The organism is Stenotrophomonas sp. YJH_SMC_37 (assembly GCF_059370035.1).
In genome coordinates, this window is sequence record NZ_JCAFTG010000011.1 from 85,718 (window position 1) to 101,143 (window position 15,426).

12 protein-coding genes are annotated in these 15,426 nt (G+C 68.1%); 10 read left to right on the forward strand and 2 right to left on the reverse strand.

The window, feature by feature from the left end:
* Nucleotides 1-47 precede the first annotated feature (47 nt).
* From AC5P8J_RS15840 to AC5P8J_RS15850, 3 genes are read left to right on the forward strand one after another with little or no spacing between them, the layout of a single operon-like run.
* Complete coding sequence (locus AC5P8J_RS15840; protein WP_227854463.1) at nt 48-6,752, forward strand: Hpt domain-containing protein; 6,705 nt, start codon at nt 48-50, stop codon at nt 6,750-6,752.
* Entirely contained in the window at nt 6,739-8,079 is a 1,341-nt protein-coding gene (locus tag AC5P8J_RS15845; protein WP_260808416.1) for a chemotaxis protein CheB, read from the forward strand. Before AC5P8J_RS15840 ends, AC5P8J_RS15845 begins: the two co-directional genes overlap by 14 nt.
* Complete coding sequence (locus AC5P8J_RS15850) at nt 8,076-8,540, forward strand: chemotaxis protein CheW (protein ID WP_005410712.1); 465 nt, start codon at nt 8,076-8,078, stop codon at nt 8,538-8,540. The genes AC5P8J_RS15845 and AC5P8J_RS15850 overlap by 4 nt, the downstream gene beginning before the upstream one ends.
* A gap of 154 nt (nt 8,541-8,694) precedes the next feature.
* Here AC5P8J_RS15850 and AC5P8J_RS15855 read toward each other — a convergent pair whose 3' ends face one another.
* Together AC5P8J_RS15855 and bioA are read right to left on the reverse strand one after the other, a co-directional pair.
* Nucleotides 8,695-9,432, reverse strand: coding sequence for a 16S rRNA (uracil(1498)-N(3))-methyltransferase (locus tag AC5P8J_RS15855; RefSeq protein WP_134732452.1), 738 nt, complete (start codon nt 9,430-9,432; stop codon nt 8,695-8,697).
* Nucleotides 9,423-10,814 (reverse strand): adenosylmethionine--8-amino-7-oxononanoate transaminase, encoded by a 1,392-nt coding sequence (gene bioA / locus AC5P8J_RS15860; RefSeq protein ID WP_019660091.1) that lies wholly within the window; start codon nt 10,812-10,814, stop codon nt 9,423-9,425. Before bioA ends, AC5P8J_RS15855 begins: the two co-directional genes overlap by 10 nt.
* A gap of 77 nt (nt 10,815-10,891) precedes the next feature.
* On the opposite strand from bioA, the gene nudE reads away from it, so the two are divergent.
* The 7 genes from nudE (at nt 10,892) to AC5P8J_RS15895 (ending at nt 15,333) form a co-directional block, all read left to right on the forward strand.
* Nucleotides 10,892-11,455 (forward strand): ADP compounds hydrolase NudE, encoded by a 564-nt coding sequence (nudE, locus tag AC5P8J_RS15865; protein WP_019660090.1) that lies wholly within the window; start codon nt 10,892-10,894, stop codon nt 11,453-11,455.
* The gene (gene cysQ, locus AC5P8J_RS15870; protein ID WP_021203306.1) at nt 11,452-12,255 is read left to right on the forward strand and encodes a 3'(2'),5'-bisphosphate nucleotidase CysQ; all 804 of its coding nucleotides are present in this window, start codon (nt 11,452-11,454) and stop codon (nt 12,253-12,255) included. Before nudE ends, cysQ begins: the two co-directional genes overlap by 4 nt.
* Before the next feature lie 13 nt (nt 12,256-12,268).
* Nucleotides 12,269-13,108, forward strand: a complete 840-nt coding sequence (gene mazG, locus AC5P8J_RS15875; RefSeq protein ID WP_111102081.1) for a nucleoside triphosphate pyrophosphohydrolase — start codon at nt 12,269-12,271, stop codon at nt 13,106-13,108.
* On the forward strand, nt 13,105-13,434 hold the full coding sequence (locus tag AC5P8J_RS15880) for a YnfA family protein (RefSeq protein WP_010482716.1): 330 nt from the start codon (nt 13,105-13,107) through the stop codon (nt 13,432-13,434). Before mazG ends, AC5P8J_RS15880 begins: the two co-directional genes overlap by 4 nt.
* Before the next feature lie 125 nt (nt 13,435-13,559).
* Nucleotides 13,560-13,862 carry an Mpo1-like protein gene (locus tag AC5P8J_RS15885; protein WP_019660087.1) on the forward strand — a complete coding sequence of 101 codons (303 nt, stop codon included), beginning with the start codon at nt 13,560-13,562 and terminating at the stop codon, nt 13,860-13,862.
* Between the two features lie 66 nt (nt 13,863-13,928).
* A complete protein-coding gene (locus AC5P8J_RS15890; protein WP_019660086.1) occupies nt 13,929-14,888 on the forward strand; it encodes an SPFH domain-containing protein in 960 nt (319 codons plus the stop codon).
* Nucleotide 14,889: 1 nt separating this feature from the next.
* On the forward strand, nt 14,890-15,333 hold the full coding sequence (locus tag AC5P8J_RS15895; RefSeq protein ID WP_019660085.1) for an NfeD family protein: 444 nt from the start codon (nt 14,890-14,892) through the stop codon (nt 15,331-15,333).
* Nucleotides 15,334-15,426 lie beyond the last annotated feature (93 nt).

The following is a 15,426-nucleotide window of genomic DNA, read 5'->3' on the forward strand; positions in this document are numbered from 1 at the left end:
CGCCAGAACTCGCGCGGCCACCGCGCGGCGGCGAACGGAGCGCGTCCATGAGCAGTCTGCGCGATGCGATGAGCCACGCAGCGCTGGGCTGGGTCAAGCCCGAGCTGGACGAGACCCTGCGCCAGGTGCGCAACGAGGTCGAGTACTACGCCGAAGACCCGAGCGATGCCAGCCGCATGCGCATCTGCGCCGGCTACCTGCACCAGGTGCAGGGCACCCTGCGCATGGTCGAGCTGTATGCACCGGCGATGGTGGCCGAGGAACTGGAACAACTGGCCAATGCCATCGGGGCCGACGGCGTGGCCGACCGTGATGAAGCCTGCGCGACCCTGATGCGTGGCAGCGTGCTGCTGCCCGACTACCTGGAGCGCCTGCAGAACGGCCACCGCGACATCCCGATCGTGCTGATGCCGCTGCTCAACGAGATCCGTGCCGCGCGTGGCGAAGAAGGCGTGCATGACAGCGTGCTGCTGGCATTCGCACCGGACAGCGTCACCGCCACCGAGGCCGAGCTGGACCATGCCCGCGGCAGCCTGAGCGGGCGCAACCGCGAGTTGCTGGACACGGTCGGCAGTGCGGTGAAGGAAGAACTGCTGCGCATCAAGGATGCGCTGGACCTGCACCTGCGCACCGGCGGTGCTCCGGAACAGCTGCAGACCCAGGCCAACGAGCTCGGGGCGGTGGCCGATACGCTGGGCATGATGGGCCTGGGCGTGGCCCGCAGCGTGGTCGTGCAGCAGCGTGACGCACTGCGTGGGGTGGTGGAAGGGCGCCAGCAGATCGATGAGAACCTGCTGCTGGATATCGCCGGGGCACTGCTCTACGTGGACGCCTCGCTGGACGACCAGGTCGCCCATCTGGGCGCTGGCGGCAGTGGCGAGGACGATCCGAGCGCGGTTGAGAACCGCCGCACGGTGGAGGTGCTGGCGCATGAAGCCATCGCCAACTTCGCCGCCGCCCGCGAGCATTTCGTCGCGTTCATCGAAACCAGCTGGAACCATGCCGAGCTGCAGGATGTGCCGCGCCTGCTGGGTGATGTATCCGGTGCGCTGCGCATGCTCGATCTGGGCACCGCCGCAGACTACCTGCGTGGCGTACAGCAGTACATCGAGGCCGAGCTGATCGGTCGCCAGCGCGTGCCCAGTGGCCGCCAGCTGGACACCCTGGCCGATGCCATGGCCAGCCTGGAGTACTACCTGGAAGCCCTGCGCGACCGCCGTCCGGGCCGCGAGGACATCCTCGACATCACCCGCAGCAGCCTTGAAGCGCTGCGCTATTGGCCGTTGCCGGACCGCAACGCGGTGGAACCGGTTGCCGCCGCGCCGGTTCCGTTCGCATCGCTGCTGGTGGACCGGGAGCCGGTCGCGCTGCAGGCCGAGCCTTTGCAGCCGGAGCGCATCGAGATTCCGCTTCAGCCAGCCGCGCCCGCCGCCGGCACTGTGCCGGTGCCCTTGCCGGACTTCACCTTTGATCCACCACCGGCCACGCCTGCACCGGAGGTGCTGGACAACCGCCTGATGTTCGGTGCGCTGGGGAACCTTGCATCCACACCGCTGTCGCTGCATGACGACCGCGAGGCGGCGCTGGTCTTCGCCGCCTCCAGCGCGCCTGCGCCCGAGGTGCCGCAGTGGGATCTCGCGCCGTTCCATCCGGACGCCGATCCGGCCGCGAGTGCCGAAGACGAACGCAGCCCGACCTTCGCCAGTTTCGATCCGGTCAGCTTCGAACGCGCCGAAACCGGAATGGAATCGGTGCCGCAATGGACGCTGTCGGAGGCGACACCACCGGTATCGGCTGATGTGGCAGTGGCGGATGTCGAGCACGACGTCGACGCGTCGGTACCCTTTGACACCACTGGCTTTGCAGCGCCGGTGTTCGACCCGGTGGCTGCCGAGCACGATGTGGTTGCTGCCCGTGACGACGTGGTGTTCCGTTTCGACGCCGATGCGCTGGATAACGCCGACGACGTGCTGTCGCTGCACGCCATGGAGACGCTGTCGCTGGACGACGACGCCGGACTGCATCCGTCGCTGGAGACCGTCGATGACGCCACGCCCCAGCCGTTGGACGAAAGCCCCGTGGTTGCCGAAGTCGACGCCGTTGCGGCGGATGTGCCGGAGCACGCGGCCGCGCCGATGGCCGAGGTGCTGACGCCGGCCTCCGATGCACCGGCACCGGCGGTGTCGGTGATTGATATCGACACCATCGCACCGATCGATTTCAGCGAAGCCGACGCACAGTTCTTTGCCGAGCTGAGCGCCGCGGCGGCCGACTTCAATCCGCAGGCCATGGCGGCTCCGCCCGCTGCGGACATCCCGGTCGTGGCTGGGACCGAGGCCAGCTTCGAGGCCGGCTTCGACGACGATGCCGAGAACATCGACGAGGACATCCGCGAGGTGTTCCTGGAAGAGTTCGACGACGAACTGGCCAACCTTGGCACGCTGCTGCCGGCATGGCGCACGCAGCTGGACAACATGGACCGGCTGCGGCCGATCCGCCGCATCTTCCACACCCTCAAGGGCAGTGGCCGACTGGTCGGCGCGCGCACCCTGGGGGAGTTCGCCTGGAAGATCGAGGGCATGCTCAACCGCGTGCTCGATGGCAGCCGGCCGGCCACGCCGGCCGTGCTGGCAATGGTCGACAATGCGCACGCCGCACTGCCGCAGTTGAATGCCGCGCTGCGCCATGGCCAGCGCATCAGCGTGGACCTGCAGGCAATGCAGGCCATCGCCGATCGGGTCGGCGCCGGCGAGGAGACCTTCTACGTGCCGTTGCCGGCTGCGGCCGCACCGGCAGCGACACTGGCCGAGTCCGAAGGCGAAGACGAAATCAGCCGCCTGCTGGACGCCGAGGCCGCTGCGTCGGCGCAGGCCGATGCCTCGGCGGTGGCCGAAGACGCCGGGACCCCGGCCAACATCGACAGCGTGCTGCGCGAGATCCTCGAGGCCGAGGTCGAAGTCCACCAGGCGACCCTGCAGGAGTGGCTGCGCTCGGCACAGCAGGCACCGCAGCCGGTCAGCGACGCACTGCTGCGTGCGGTTCACACCATGAACGGCGCCTTCGCGATGACCGAAGTGCCGGAAATCACCGCCGTTACCGGCGGCGCCGAGTCCTACATCAAGCGGGCTCTGGCCGCCGATGTGGTACCTGGCGACGAGGGTGTCGCCGCGCTGGATGCAGCTGCGCAGGCGATCACCGCGACCATGGAGGCGCTGCAGGCCGAACACCCGCGCATTGCGCCGCAGGATGCGCTGGTGCAGCGACTGCAGGCATTGGCTGGCGAGCTGCCGGAAGCGCGCTGGCCGCTGTTCGCGTCGGAAGACGAGGATGAAGAGGGCACCGAACCGGCGCCAGATGTCGAGCAGGCATCCGAAGCCGAAGCGCCGCTGGCCGGCCTGGACGCGCTGGGCGAAACCAGCATGCGCGTTGCTTCCGATGCGGCTCCCGATCTCATTGCCGAACCGCAGCCGCTTGCCGAAGATGCGCTGGAACCGGTTCCATCTGCGCCCGACCTCAGGACGCCGGACGTCGCCGCCGACAGTGGCCTGGAAGTCGGCGAGTTGACCGCCAGCGACGATCTTTCGCGTTACTTCGATGCCGGCTGGCCGTCGGTGCAGGGAGAAGATGAACCCGCAGTGGCGTACACCGGCGCGATTGAATCGATCCAGCCGGTGGAGAGTGCGCCTGTTGTCGAAGGGGCCGACGCAGCTGCCGCGCCCACGATCGAGACCGTCGACGACGCTGATCTGACCATGGCCGACGATCTGTCGCCGTACCTCGACGCCAGTGCGCTGCCGGTCGACGACCGCGACGCGGAAGAGCTGCCGGTGTCTGCGGAAGTTGACGCGATCGACCTGAATACGTCCTTGTCCTTTGATTCGGGCAGCGGCGATGACAGCGTCATTGACGACGCTGCTGCATTGCCACTCGACAGCGAGCTGTCGAGCCTGCAGGATGAAATGGCTGTGCCGGGTTTCGCAGAACCGGTCACGCTGGCAGCCGCGCTCGAGGCCGGCCTGCACGTGATCGAGCAAGAGCGGACCCTGGACGACGACGGGCAATGGCCCGTGATCGGCCTCCAGGCCAGCGAACTCGCGCCGGGCGAGGCAGATGCCTTTGCCGAGGATGCGGACGTCGGCGGGGAGGCGGCGGTCGGTGAAGGAGAGAGCGCCGATCAGCCGTCCCCGGCGACGGTGATTGAGGCGTTCAGCGCAGAGGCACGCGTTGGCAGTGGTGCTCCGGTGCGGTTCTTCGAAATGGAAGAGGCGCCGGGCCAGGGCACGATCAACACCGGTGACGGCACGGAGATCGCAGCGGCCGACATCGAGCCCCCTGCGCCGGATGTTGAGCAGGCGCCTGTTGCGGCGGATGCCGAAGACGGTGCCGATGCCGATGCGCTTGACTTCAGCGTGTACGACCGCGAGCTGGTCGACATCTTTGTCGAGGAAGGCAGGGACCTGCTCGACCACTGTGATGGCCTGATCAGCGAGCTGCGTGATGCACCGCAGGATCGCGAGGTGCTGGCCGGCCTGCAGCGTGACCTGCACACCCTCAAAGGGGGCGCTCGCATGGCCGGTATCAATGCCATCGGCGACCTCGGCCACAGCATCGAATCGCTGCTGGAAGCGGTGGCCGCTGGCCGTACCGAAATCGAGCGCCGCGACGTGCAGCTGCTGGAACGCGGCTTTGACCGCCTGCACCAGCTGCTCACCCGTACCGGCACCCACCGCGTGGTGGAGCCGGCGCTGGATCTGGTGGAGGCCTTCGAGGTTCGCACCACCACCGATATTGCTGCAGCCGCCACGGCCGCGCGTGCAGCCAGCGAGGCCGAGACCGTGGCGGCGCAGGCTGCGGCCACGCTGACGCCGATTGTCGACGCGCCGCTGTCGGCACCGCTGCCGGCCGAGGGTACGGTCGATGAAGACCCCCTGGCACGTCCGCAGCAGGAACAGGTGCGCGTGCGCGCCGACCTGCTCGACCGCCTGGTCAATCATGCCGGTGAAGTGGCGATCTACCGCTCGCGGCTGGAACAGCAGCTCGGCGCCTTCCGCGGCGCGATGGGCGAGCTGGAGCGCACCAATGCGCGACTGCGCGACCAGCTGCGCCGCCTCGACCTGGAAACCGAGGCGCAGATCGTCGCCCGCTACCAGCGCGAGCAGGACCAGGCCGACCAGAAGTTCGATCCGCTGGAACTGGATCGCTTCTCCACCCTGCAGCAGCTCAGCCGTGCGCTGAACGAGTCCGCCGCCGACCTTGGCGGCCTGCAGGGCGTGCTGGACGATCTGTCGCGCCAGTACGATTCGCTGCTGCAGCAGCAGTCGCGCGTCAGCTCCGAGCTGCAGGATGGCCTGATGCGCGCGCGCATGGTGCCGTTCGATGGCCTGGTGCCGCGCCTGCGCCGCGTGGTCCGCCAGGCCGGCATGGATACCGGCAAGCAGGTCCACCTGACTCTGGAAGGCACCCACGGCGAACTGGACCGCAACGTCCTCGATCGCATGGTCGCGCCGCTGGAACACATGCTGCGCAACTCGGTGGCCCATGGCCTGGAAGCGCCGGAACAGCGCCGCGCCGCCGGCAAGCCGGAGGAGGGCGAGATCGCCATCCGCCTGCACCGCGAAGGCTCGGAAATCGTCCTGGAAGTGGCCGATGACGGCGCTGGCCTGGACCGCGAAGCGATCCGCCGCCGCGCAATCGACCGCGGCCTGCTGGCCGCCGATGCGCAGCCGAACGAGCAGGAACTGGACAACCTCATCTTCGCGTCAGGCTTCACCACCGCCGACCAGGTCAGCCAGCTGGCCGGCCGTGGCGTGGGCATGGACGTGGTGCGCAACGAAGTGCGCCAGCTGGGTGGCTCGGTCGATATCCAGTCAGTGCGTGGGCAGGGCGTGCGCTTCACCCTGCGCCTGCCGCAGACGCTGGCGGTCACCCAGGCGGTGTTCGTGCAGATCGGCGAAACCACCTTCGCAGTGCCGGTGGCCTCGGTCAGTGGTATCGGCCGCCTGTCGCGCGAGCGCTTCGAGGCTGCCGACAGCAGCTACCGCTACAGCGGCGAAGACTATCCGCTGTACGACCTTGGCAGCTTGGTCGGCCAGGCCCCGGCGCGTGCCGACGGCCAGGAGCAGGTGCCACTGCTGCTGGTCCGTGCCGGTGATCTGCGCGCCGCCGTCGCGATCGACCAGGTGCTGGGCAACCGCGAAATCGTGGTCAAGCCGGTCGGCCTGCAGATCGCGTCGGTGCCGGGGATCTACGGCGCCACCATCACCGGCGACGGCCGCGTGGTGGTGATCCTGGACGTGGCGCCGCTGGTGCGCCGTTTCCTGGCCAACCCGACGCTGCCGGTACTGGCCAACGCGCCGCGCCAGGAGCGCCAGGTGCCGCTGGTGATGGTGGTCGACGACTCGCTGACCATGCGCAAGGTCACCGGCCGCATCCTCGAACGCCACAACTTCGAGGTCAGCGTTGCGCGCGACGGCGTGGAAGCACTGGAGCGACTGGAAGAGCGGGTACCGGACCTGATGCTGCTGGACATCGAGATGCCGCGCATGGATGGCTACGAGCTGGCTACCGCGATGCGTGCCGACCCGCGCTACAGGGACGTGCCGATCGTGATGATCACTTCGCGCAGCGGTGACAAGCACCGCCAGCGCGCCTTCGAGATCGGTGTCCAGCGTTATCTGGGCAAGCCGTACCAGGAACTGGACCTGATGCGTAACGTGTACGACCTGTTGGGGATCGCCCGTGTCCGTGAGTGAAACCCAGGCGGCTCCGGTCGTTGCCCTGCTGGCCCGTCCCGGCGCGGCGCGCGAGCGCCTGCGCGAGGCACTGTCGCATGCGGATGTGCAGCTGGTGCTGGAAGACGACCCGAACAGCCTTGAGCCGCAACTGCTGCACGACGCCCGACCTCAGGTCGTGGTGATTGCGCTGGAGACCGCCATTGAGGACGCATTGGAGCGCCTGGAAACGGTGTTGTCCGCACCGGGCCTGACCCTGGTCTTCGACGAGGCCGAACTGGCCGCACGTCGTGATGGCTGGGAGGCCCAGCGCTGGGGCCGTCATCTGGCCGCGAAGCTGCATGGCCATCAGCAGGTGTTGCCGCCGGGGGCCGAAGAAGAACCCAGCCTGCAACTGGCGCCGGGCCATCCGGCACCGCCACCGGCACCGCAGGAAGAAGCGCTGCAGGCGCACCTGGACCAGGCATCGAGCTGGGCCGACGAGGTCCCCGCTGACAGCCTGTACTCGCCGCCTGCGCAGCTGCACGAACCGATTGCGCTGGAACAGGCGCTGGCGGCGCTGCAGCCGGTCGTGCCTGAGCCGCTGGAGGCCCCCGAACCGCCATCGCTGGCGGAGATCGCGCCCGCAGCACCGCCCATTCCGCCGACCTCCTTCGACCACACCGCATGGTCGCTGGTCGATGACGTGGCCGACGTTCCGGCAGCCGCTTCGCAACACGCCGCGCCGGAGGCACCGCTGCCTTCCTTCGATACCGGCCATCTGAGCCTGGTCGATCTGGATGCTGGTGCGCCCGTGGGCGCACGCGCCGGATCGTTGCTGGTGCTGGCCGGCATCGGCGGCCCGGATGCACTGCGTCGCCTGCTGGGCGCGCTGCCTGCATCGCTGAGCGTCCCGGTGCTGGTGCATATGCGCTTGGACGGTGGCCGCTACGGAAACCTGGTCAAGCAGATGGCGCGCGTGTCGCCGCTGCCGGTGCAGCTGGCCGAAGTCGGCCAGCGTGCAACACCCGGTGAAGTGCACGTGCTGGCCGATGACATCGGCGTGCAGGCAGCCAGCGACGGCCTGCATTTCGTCAGCGACGCGCAAGGGATCTCGATTGCCGCGCTGCCGGCTGAGCACACCGCGCTGGTCCTGCTCAGCGGCGCCGACCTTGCGCTTGTGGGGCCGGCACTGGATCTGGCCGCCGCCGGTGCGTGGGTGGCCGGGCAGGTCGGCGAGGGCTGCTATGACCCTGCCGCGGCCACGGCGGTGGTCGCCGCTGGCATGGTGGCCGGTGAACCACAGGAACTGGCGCAGGCCATCGCCTCGCGCTGGGGCGTGGAAGACGATAACGGAGACGCACCATGAGCTATGCCAGCAATGACGAAATCCGAGGCGTCCTGATCCAGGCCGGCAACGAACGCGTGCTGCTGCCCAATGCCACCGTGGCCGAAATGATGTCGCGGGTGCCGGTGCAGCCGGTTTCCGATGCCCCGCGCTGGCTGGTCGGCGAAATCGGCTGGCACGGCTGGCAGGTGCCGCTGGTGTCGTTCGCGCGCCTTTCCGGCCTGGGCGAGGAAGCCGTGGGCGGCCACAACAAGGTGGTGGTGCTGAAGGCCCTCAGCGGCAACGCGCAGCGCCCGTACTACGCGCTGCTGACGCAGAATTTTCCGCAGCTGATCTCGGTGCCGCGCGATGGCCTGCTGGCCGATGCTTCCGAGGAAACCCTGCCGCAGATCGTGCACATGCGCGTGCTGCTGGGTGAGCAGAGCGCGCTGCTGCCGAACCTGGACGCACTGGAAGCCGCCCTGGATTCGCTGGCGGCTTGATCCACCAGGCTGGTAGTGCCGGCTGCCGACCGGCACCGAGCCGAGCATGGCTCGGCTCTACAAGGAAACTGCAATCTGGCGCGGGCCCTGTAGAGCCGAGCCTACGCTCGGCTGCCGCCCTGGACGCGCTGGCCGGCACTACAACGAATCAGCCTCACCCCAGATCGCCCAGCCGCGCCTGCAATGCGGCAATCGCGGCCAGCCCGGCGGTCTCGGTACGCAGGATGCGTGGCCCCAGCTGCAGGCCCTGGAATCCTGCAGCTGCCAACTGATCACGGTCGCGCGGCGACCAGCCGCCTTCCGGACCGATCGCGATCACGATGCCGCCCGCCGGCGCCGCGTCCAGCGTCGACAGGCGATGGGCACCCAGCGGGTCCAGGGTCAGCCGCAGCGTATCGGCCGGCAGTGCCGCCGCGGCCTGTGCCAGCGACAGCGGCGGGCCCACCTGCGGAATGCTCGCGCGCCCGGACTGGCCGCAGGCCGAGGTCACCACATTGTTCCAGTGCGACACGCGCTTCTCCGCCCGAGCCGCATCCAGCTTCACCTCGGTACGCTCGGCATTCACCGGAATGATCGCCGCCACGCCCAGCTCGGTGGCCTTCTGCAGGATCAGGTCCATCTTTTCGCCTCGGGCAATGCCCTGCAGCAGGGTGATCGCCAGCGGCGATTCGTTGTCCACCGCCTGCACCGCATCGATGCGCACCTGCACCTCGCGCTTGCCGGCGGCAGTCAGCGTGGCGCTGTAGTCGTGGCCATCGCCGTTGAACAGCACGCAGGTATCACCCTCGCGCAGGCGCATCACCCGCACCAGATGGTTGGCCGTCTCTTCCGGCAGGGTCACGGTCTGGCCGCTGTGCAGCGCCAGGTGGATGGGGCAGCGGGTCACGCGCATGCAATCGCCTCGTCAATCGCCGCCAGCGTGGTATGTGCCAGCAGCTCCAGTTGTTCGTCGTCCACGCAGTAGGGTGGCATCCAGTACAGCACGTCGCCCAGCGGACGCAGCACCACGCCACGTTTCAGCGCGGCCTTGTAGGCATGCAGGCCCAGCCGCATGGCCGGGTCGAAGGGCGTACGCTTGTTGCCGTCGCGCGACAGCTCGAAGGCAACTACCATGCCGGCCTGGCGCACGTCGGCCACGTGCGGATGGTCGCTGAACGGTGCGGCCAGCGTGCCCATCACCGAGGCGATGCCACGGTTGCGGGCGATCACATCGTCGTCGCGGAAGATGTCCAGCGTGGCCAATGCCGCCGCGCAGGCCAGCGGGTTGCCGGTATAGCTGTGCGAATGCAGGAAGGCGCGCTCGCGTGAGTCGTCGAGGAACGCGTCGTACAGCGCCTGCGTGGCCAGCACGGTGGCCAGCGGCAGGAAGCCGCCGGTCAGGCCCTTGGACAGGCACATCAGGTCCGGCATCACCCCGGCCTGCTCGCAGGCGAACAGGGTGCCGGTGCGGCCGAAGCCGGTGGCGATCTCGTCGGCGATCATGAACGCGCCATGGGCGTCGCATAGTTCGCGCACGCGCTGCAGGTAGACCGGGTCATGCATGCGCATGCCGCCGGCGCACTGCAGGCGCGGTTCCAGGATCACCGCACAGATCTCGCCCGGGTGCTGGTCGAACAGCGTGGCAAGGCCATCGGCGGCCTGCCGTGCACGCTCAGCCGGGCTCTGACCGGGCTCAGCCAGGAAAGCATCGGGCGAGGGCGCGAACAGCGCTTCGGCCAGCAGCGGCGCATAGACGCGGCGATACAGCGGAATGTCTCCCAGCGCCAGCGCGCCGAGGGTCTCGCCGTGGTAGCCGTTCTCCAATGCGATGAAACGCGTGCGCTGCGGTTCCCCTCGGTTCTGGAAATACTGGAAGGCCATCTTCAGCGCCACTTCCACGCCGGCGGACCCGTTGTCGGCGTAGAACACCTTGGCCAGTGGTTCGCGGCCAGGCTGGCGTGGGGCCAGTGCGAGCAGGCGTTCGGCCAGGCTGATGGCTGGCTCATGGCCGAAGCCGGCAAGCATCACCTGTTCCAGTTGCCTGGCCTGGGCGGCAATGGCACCACCGATGCGCGGTTCGGCATGGCCGAACAGGTTGGTCCACCAACTGCTGACGGCGTCCAGGTAGCGATTGCCGTCGTGGTCGATCAACCATGCGCCTTCACCACGGGCGATCGGCACCAGCGGCAGGGTATGCGGGTGCTCGCGCATCTGCGTGCACGGGTGCCAGAGCACCTGCAGATCGCGTTGCCGCCAGTGCTGGGCCAGCGGGGAGGGGGTTGGGTCTGCTAGCATTTCGGGCTCATGAACATGTTGCTGCCTGCACATTCTATCGGCACCGGCGCAGGCGCCGGCCGCCGCGGAGATTCCACATGAACGATGACCGTGCCGGGCGTCGCTTGCCGATCATCCATCGGATCACCGATGAGGAGAACGGCCCCTTCCAGCGGCAGCATCTGGACCTGGAGTTCTCCAACGGCGAACGCCGCCGGTTCGAACGTCTGGTCAGCCGAGGTCATGGCGCAGTGGTGGTGGTGCCGATGCTCGACGACGAGACCGTACTGCTGGTACGTGAATACGCTGCCGGCATGCACCGCTATGAACTGGGGTTGGTCAAGGGGCGGATCGATGCCGGCGAGACCCCCGAGCAGGCCGCCGACCGCGAGCTGAAGGAAGAGGCCGGTTTCGGCGCGCGCCGGGTCGATGTGCTGCGCGCGATGACCCTGGCCCCGACCTACATGAGCCACCAGTCGTGGCTGGTGGTGGCACGCGACCTGTACCCGGAAAAGCTGGCCGGCGACGAGCCGGAAGAACTGGAAGTCATCCCGTGGAAGCTGGCCGAGCTGGACCAGCTGATGCTGCGCGAGGACTTTTCCGAGGGGCGCTCGCTGGCGGCACTGTTCATCGCCCGCCAGTGGCTGCAGGGACTGCGATGATCAAGCTGACCACGGACCTGCGCGAGACCGCCATCGCCATCGCCCAGGACGCCGGACGGGCCATCATGCAGGTCTATGCCGATGGCTTCGATGTACAGATCAAGGACGACAGCAGCCCTGTCACCAGTGCCGACCTGGCGGCCAACCAGGTCATTGAACAGGGCCTGCAGCAGCTGACCCCGGACCTGCCAATCCTGTCCGAAGAATCGGCACAGGTGGCCTGGGAGCAGCGCCGCCACTGGGGCGCGTACTGGCTGGTCGATCCGCTCGACGGCACCCGTGAATTCGTCAAGCGCAACGGCGAGTTCAGTGTCAACATCGCGCTGATCTACCAGGGCGCACCGGCCTTCGGCGTGGTGCTGGCCCCGGTGACCGGCATCGTCTGGCATGCCATGCGCGGCGAGCTGGCCTATCGCCGGCAGGGCCTGCACGACACCGTGCTGCGCACCCGCACGCCGGCCACCGCACCGCTGCGGGTTGCTGCCAGCCGCTCGCACCGCTCACCGGAAACCGAGGCCCTGCTGGCAAGGATGGGCCGCATCGAGACCATCGCGCAGGGCTCGTCGCTGAAGTTCTGCCGGATCGCCGAAGGTGGCCTGGATGTCTATCCGCGGCTGGGCCCGACCTCCGAATGGGATACCGCCGCTGGCCAGTGCGTGCTGCACGCCGCCGGCGGCGCGGTGCTGTCGGCCGCGACCGGCAAGCCGTTCCGTTACAACCGCCGCGAAACCCTGTTGAACGGCGATTTCATTGCCCTTGGTGACACCAGCCTGCCATGGCGCGACTGGTTGTCCGACTGACCCTGGAGGCCGCATGAGCGCGCACGACACTCCCACCACCGGCAGCGCCGCCACCCATGAGCTGGAGCGCCTGCTGGCGATCATGGCGCGCCTGCGCGACCCGCAGGGCGGCTGCCCTTGGGACCTGGAGCAGAACTTCGCAACCATCGCGCCATATACCATCGAGGAAGCCTACGAAGTGGCCGATGCGATCGATCGCGGCGATCTCGATGATCTTTGCGATGAACTGGGCGATCTGCTGCTACAGGTGGTGTTCCATGCGCGCATGGCCGAAGAGCAGGGCAGCTTCGCCTTCGCAGACGTGGCCCGCGCGATCAGCGACAAGATGCAGCGCCGCCACCCGCACGTGTTCGCCGAGGTGAGCGTCGACGATGCCCACGGCGTGACGCGCAACTGGGAGGCGATCAAGCGTGCCGAGCGTGCGGCCAAGGGCGAGCAGGACACCTCCGCACTGGCCGGCATCTCGCGCGGCTTGCCGGAGTGGCAACGTGCGGTGAAGCTGCAGTCGCGCGCGGCCAAGGTCGGTTTCGACTGGCCAGGTCCGCTGCCGGTGCTGGACAAGGCGGCCGAGGAACTGCAGGAGCTGCGCGAGGAGTTCGAGCGCGGCGATATCGCCGGCAACAAGGCGCGCCTGCAGGAAGAGCTGGGTGACCTGCTGTTCGTCTGCGCCAACCTGGCCCGCCATGCCGACATCGACCTGGGTGCGGCGCTGCGCGGGGCCAACCACAAGTTCGAACGTCGCTTCCGTGCGATGGAAGCGCAGGCCGACGCGCAGGGGGAAGCGCTGGCCGCGATGGACCTGGAGGCGCAGGAAGCGCTGTGGCAGCAAGCCAAGGCAGCGGAGAAAGCGTGAAGACACTCGGCCTGTTCCTGCTGACCGCGCTGGCCGAGATCGTCGGCTGCTATCTGCCGTGGCTGTGGCTGCGCAAGGGCGGCAGCATCTGGCTGCTGCTGCCGGCGGCCGCCAGCCTGGCGCTGTTCGCCTGGCTGCTGACCCTGCACCCGACCGCCAGTGGGCGGGTCTATGCCGCCTACGGTGGGGTCTACATCGGCACGGCGCTGTTCTGGTTGTGGCTGGTCGACGGCATCCGTCCCAGCCGGTGGGACCTGTTCGGTGCCGCCCTGTGCCTGGCCGGCATGGCAGTGATCATGTTCGGTCCGCGCACCTCATCGGTGTAGGGCCGAGCCATGCTCGGCCGCTCTTCCTTCCCACTGCGCCGGCGCGCGCAAGCCGAGCATGGCTCGATGCTGCAAGGGCAGCGATGGTGCATGATGGTGGCGGCCCTGGTTCCCGGAGCACGCGCATGTCCCGCTTCGCCAGCTTCCGCGAGTTCTATCCGTTCTATCTCAGCGAGCACCGCCACCCGGTTTCGCGGCGGCTGCACTTCATCGGCAGCTGCGGCGTGCTGGTGCTGGTCATGGCAGCGGGCCTGCGCGGGCAGCCGATGCTGTTGCTCGCTGCGCTGGCCTGCGGCTATGGATTCGCCTGGGTCGGCCATTTCTTCTTCGAGAAGAACCGTCCGGCCACCTTCCAGCATCCGCTGTACTCGTTCATGGGCGACTGGGTGATGTTCGCCGACATCCTGCGCGGGCGCGTGCCCTGGTAGTTCCGCTGTGAATGTGGCCTTCACGCGCTATGCTGGGGCCTGGACGTCACAGATAAGGAAAGCGAGATGTTCCCGACCATGTTCTTTACCGTGGTACTGGCCTTCGTGGCCGTGGTCATCCTGTTCAAAGCGGTACGGATGGTGCCCCAGGGCTTCGAATGGACCGTCGAGCGCTTCGGGCGCTACACGCACACCATGACGCCGGGCCTGCATTTCCTGATCCCGATCGTGTACGGGGTGGGGCGCAAGGTGAACATGATGGAGCAGGTGCTGGATGTGCCCAGCCAGGAGGTGATCACCAAGGACAACGCCGCCGTGCGCGTGGACGGCGTGGTGTTCTTCCAGGTCCTGGACGCTGCCAAGGCCGCTTATGAGGTCGCGAATCTGGAAGTGGCAATGATCGCCCTGGTGCAGACCAACATCCGTACCGTGATCGGCTCGATGGACCTGGATGAATCGCTCAGCCAGCGCGAGGTGATCAATGCCCAGCTGCTGAGCGTGGTCGACCATGCCACCAATCCCTGGGGCGTGAAGGTCAACCGCATCGAGATCCGCGACATCCAGCCGCCGCGCGACCTGCTGGATGCGATGGCGCGGCAGATGAAGGCTGAGCGCGAGAAGCGCGCGCAGATCCTCGAGGCAGAGGGTTCGCGCCAGTCGGAGATCCTGCGCGCCGATGGCGAAAAGCAGGCTACCGTGCTGGAGGCTGAGGGCCGTCGCGAAGCCGCGTTCCGCGATGCGGAGGCCCGCGAGCGCCTGGCCGAGGCCGAAGCCAAGGCGACCCAGATGGTGTCGGCGGCGATTGCCGAAGGTGACGTGCAGGCGATCAACTACTTCGTCGCCCAGAAGTACGTCGAGGCGTTCAAGGAACTGGCCAGCTCGCCGAACCAGAAGCTGGTGCTGATGCCGATGGAGGCCAGCGGCGTGATCGGTTCGATCGCTGGCGTGGCCGAACTGGCCAAGCAGGCACTGGGCGACCAGACCACCAAGGCCGCAGGCAAGCGGCCACCGCCGATCGGAGGCTGACATGCGCTGGGAAGTCGTCGGTTGGGGCGCGTTGGCGCTGCTGCTGTTCGCGGCAGAGGCGTTGGCACCCGGGGCGTTCATGCTGTGGATCGGCATTGGCGCAGCGGCCGTGTTCGTCCTGGTTGCGGTGTTCAGCGGCATTCCGTTGCTGTGGCAGGTCGTTGCCTTCGTCGTGCTGAGCGTGGTCTCGATCCAGTGCTACCGGCGCTGGGGCAGGAAAAGGGCGCGGCCCAGCGATGCGCCGTTGCTCAACCGCCGTGCCGAGCAGCTGGTCGGTCGGGTGGTGCCCTTGCAGCAGGGCATCGTCAGCGGGCAGGGCCGGGTCAGCATCGATGACGCGTCCTGGCCGGTGAGCGGCCCGGAGCTGCCGGCGGGTACGTGGGTACGGGTGCTGGCGGTACAGGGCAGCACGCTGCAGGTTGAGGCTGCGGGCCGCTCCTTGTAGAGCCGGGCCTCTTCGTGCGGGCGTCGCGTGGGCTCGGCTCCGGCGCTGCGCTGCGGCGCGACCTGTGGGTGACCGATCTGGGATAATGGGGGT

Excerpts from the sequence above, each read along its gene's own strand:
- AC5P8J_RS15840 (WP_227854463.1), top strand. The coding sequence starts at position 48 with ATGAGCAGTCTGCGCGATGCGATGAGCCACGCAGCGCTGGGCTGGGTC.
- AC5P8J_RS15850 (WP_005410712.1), top strand. The coding sequence starts at position 8,076 with ATGAGCTATGCCAGCAATGACGAAATCCGAGGCGTCCTGATCCAGGCC.
- AC5P8J_RS15855 (WP_134732452.1), bottom strand. The coding sequence starts at position 9,432 with ATGCGCGTGACCCGCTGCCCCATCCACCTGGCGCTGCACAGCGGCCAG.
- bioA (WP_019660091.1), bottom strand. The coding sequence starts at position 10,814 with ATGCTAGCAGACCCAACCCCCTCCCCGCTGGCCCAGCACTGGCGGCAA.
- nudE (WP_019660090.1), top strand. The coding sequence starts at position 10,892 with ATGAACGATGACCGTGCCGGGCGTCGCTTGCCGATCATCCATCGGATC.
- cysQ (WP_021203306.1), top strand. The coding sequence starts at position 11,452 with ATGATCAAGCTGACCACGGACCTGCGCGAGACCGCCATCGCCATCGCC.
- mazG (WP_111102081.1), top strand. The coding sequence starts at position 12,269 with ATGAGCGCGCACGACACTCCCACCACCGGCAGCGCCGCCACCCATGAG.
- AC5P8J_RS15885 (WP_019660087.1), top strand. The coding sequence starts at position 13,560 with ATGTCCCGCTTCGCCAGCTTCCGCGAGTTCTATCCGTTCTATCTCAGC.
- AC5P8J_RS15890 (WP_019660086.1), top strand. The coding sequence starts at position 13,929 with ATGTTCCCGACCATGTTCTTTACCGTGGTACTGGCCTTCGTGGCCGTG.
- AC5P8J_RS15895 (WP_019660085.1), top strand. The coding sequence starts at position 14,890 with ATGCGCTGGGAAGTCGTCGGTTGGGGCGCGTTGGCGCTGCTGCTGTTC.